This window comes from Halomonas sp. AOP7-B1-5, assembly GCF_052353045.1.
In the GTDB taxonomy this organism is placed as follows: Bacteria; Pseudomonadota; Gammaproteobacteria; order Pseudomonadales; family Halomonadaceae; genus Vreelandella; species Vreelandella colorata.
In genome coordinates, this window is record NZ_JBQTDC010000087.1 from 1 (window position 1) to 3,220 (window position 3,220).

Genomic DNA, 3,220 nt, shown 5'->3' on the forward strand with positions numbered 1-3,220 from the left:
TGCCTGACGATGACCTACTCTCGCATGGGGAGACCCCACACTACCATCGGCGCTAAGCGGTTTCACTACTGAGTTCGGCAAGGGATCAGGTGGTTCACGCTCGCTATGGTCGTCAGGCGTAACTTTCAATGTCTATCATGCTGACGTATTTTGTGTCGTCTCTCGTGCCAAGCGGTTTTCTCGCTCAGCGCGCGTATCCGGTACTCATCGTTATCACTGCGACCAGACCCCTTGGGTGTTATAGGGTCAAGCCTCACGGGCCATTAGTACACGTTAGCTCAACACCTTGCAGTGCGTCCACACCGTGCCTATCAACCAGCTGGTCTCGCTGGGCCCTTCAGGAGGCTCTAGGCCTCAGGGATGTCTCATCTTGAAGGGGGCTTCCCGCTTAGATGCTTTCAGCGGTTATCCCGTCCGACCATAGCTACCCGGCAATGCCACTGGCGTGACAACCGGAACACCAGAGGGTCGTCCACTCCGGTCCTCTCGTACTAGGAGCAGCTCTTCTCAAACATCCAACGCCCACGGCAGATAGGGACCGAACTGTCTCACGACGTTCTAAACCCAGCTCGCGTACCACTTTAAATGGCGAACAGCCATACCCTTGGGACCGACTTCAGCCCCAGGATGTGATGAGCCGACATCGAGGTGCCAAACACCGCCGTCGATGTGAACTCTTGGGCGGTATCAGCCTGTTATCCCCGGAGTACCTTTTATCCGTTGAGCGATGGCCCTTCCATACAGAACCACCGGATCACTAGAACCTGCTTTCGCACCTGCTCGACGTGTCTGTCTCGCAGTCAAGCACCCTTATGCTCTTGCACTCAATGCACGATGTCCGACCGTGCTGAGGGTACCTTCGTGCTCCTCCGTTACTCTTTGGGAGGAGACCGCCCCAGTCAAACTACCCACCACACACTGTCCTCGATCCGGATAACGGACCTGAGTGAGAACGCCAATGATGCCAGGCTGGTATTTCAAGGTTGGCTCCCTTCGAACTGGCGTCCGAAGTTCAAAGCCTCCCAGCTATCCTACACAGGCAACATCAGCGTCCAGTGTGAAGCTATAGTAAAGGTTCACGGGGTCTTTCCGTCTAGCCGCGGGTACACCGCATCTTCACGGCGATTTCAATTTCACTGAGTCTCGGGTGGAGACAGCGTGGCCATCATTACGCCATTCGTGCAGGTCGGAACTTACCCGACAAGGAATTTCGCTACCTTAGGACCGTTATAGTTACGGCCGCCGTTTACCGGGGCTTCAATCAAGAGCTTCGCCCGAGGGCTAACACCATCATTTAACCTTCCGGCACCGGGCAGGCGTCACACCCTATACGTCCGCTTGCGCGTTAGCAGAGTGCTGTGTTTTTAATAAACAGTTGCAGCCACCTGGTATCTTCGACCGGTTCGGGCTTAGAGAGCAAGTCTCATCACCCTATGCCGGCGTGCCTTCTCCCGAAGTTACGGCACCATTTTGCCTAGTTCCTTCACCCGAGTTCTCTCAAGCGCCTTGGGATTCTCACCCTGACCACCTGTGTCGGTTTGGGGTACGGTCGCACATAATCTGAAGCTTAGAGGCTTTTCCTGGAAGCGTGGCATCAATGACTTCCTGACCGTGGTCAGTTCGTCTCGTCTCTCGGCCTTAAAGGGTCCCGGATTTACCTAAGACCCAAGCCTACTGACTTTCACCAGGACAACCAACGCCTGGCTCACCTAGCCTTCTCCGTCCCCCCATCGCAATTATGTCCGGTACGGGAATATTAGCCCGTTTCCCATCGACTACGCGTTTCCGCCTCGCCTTAGGGGCCGACTCACTCTGCTCTGATTAGCATCGAACAGAAAACCTTGGTCTTCCGGCGGGGGAGTTTTTCACTCCCCTTATCGTTACTCATGTCAGCATTCGCACTCGTGATACCTCCAGCAAGCTTCTCAACTCACCTTCATTGGCTTACACGACGCTCCTCTACCGCTCATCCTAAAGGATGAACCCGTAGCTTCGGTACCTGGTTTAGCCCCGTTACATCTTCCGCGCAGGCCGACTCGACTAGTGAGCTATTACGCTTTCTTTAAAGGATGGCTGCTTCTAAGCCAACCTCCTAGCTGTCTGAGCCTTCCCACATCGTTTCCCACTTAACCAGGATTTGGGGACCTTAGCTGACGGTCTGGGTTGTTTCCCTTTTCACGACGGACGTTAGCACCCGCCGTGTGTCTCCCACGCTTGCACTCACCGGTATTCGGAGTTTGCCTCGGGTTGGTAAGTCGGGATGACCCCCTAGCCGAAACAGTGCTCTACCCCCGGCGGTGATACGTGAGGCGCTACCTAAATAGCTTTCGAGGAGAACCAGCTATCTCCGGGCTTGATTAGCCTTTCACTCCGATCCACAAGTCATCCAAATCTTTTTCAACAGATCCTGGTTCGGGCCTCCAGTTGATGTTACTCAACCTTCACCCTGCTCATGGATAGATCGCCCGGTTTCGGGTCTATATCCAGCGACTGTGTCGCCCAGTTAAGACTCGGTTTCCCTACGGCTCCCCTATACGGTTAACCTCGCCACTGAATATAAGTCGCTGACCCATTATACAAAAGGTACGCAGTCACAGAACAAGTCTGCTCCTACTGCTTGTACGCACACGGTTTCAGGATCTATTTCACTCCCCTCTCCGGGGTTCTTTTCGCCTTTCCCTCACGGTACTGGTTCACTATCGGTCAGCCAGGAGTATTTAGCCTTGGAGGATGGTCCCCCCGTCTTCAGTCAAGGTTTCTCGTGCCCCGACCTACTCGATTTCACATGATCAGATTTTCGACTACGGGGCTATCACCCGCTACGGCCAGACTTCCCAATCTGTTCGTCTAATCAGTCACATGCTTAAGGGCTGGTCCCCGTTCGCTCGCCGCTACTAGGGGAATCTCGGTTGATTTCTTTTCCTCAGGGTACTTAGATGTTTCAGTTCCCCTGGTTCGCCTCATACACCTATGTATTCAGTGCATGATACTGACCTTATGGTCAGTGGGTTTCCCCATTCAGAGATGTCCGGGTCACAGGTTGTTGCCACCTCACCGAACCTTATCGCAGGCTACCACGTCTTTCATCGCCTCTGGCTGCCTAGGCATCCACCGTGTGCGCTTCATTGCTTGACCCTATAACCCGAAGGAGTCTGGATCGCAATGTTAACGATTGCCGGATACGCTTGAGACGTATCACAAAACAATTGCATATCGAGAT

General features: G+C 53.9%; 2 rRNA genes. Both read right to left on the reverse strand.

Annotated elements, in window-relative coordinates:
• Position 1: 1 nt before the first annotated feature.
• Positions 2-117: ribosomal RNA gene (gene rrf, locus ACT3XD_RS19370) — 5S ribosomal RNA — on the reverse strand.
• Between the two features lie 125 nt (positions 118-242).
• Positions 243-3,135 (reverse strand): 23S ribosomal RNA (locus ACT3XD_RS19375).
• Positions 3,136-3,220: the final 85 nt, after the last annotated feature.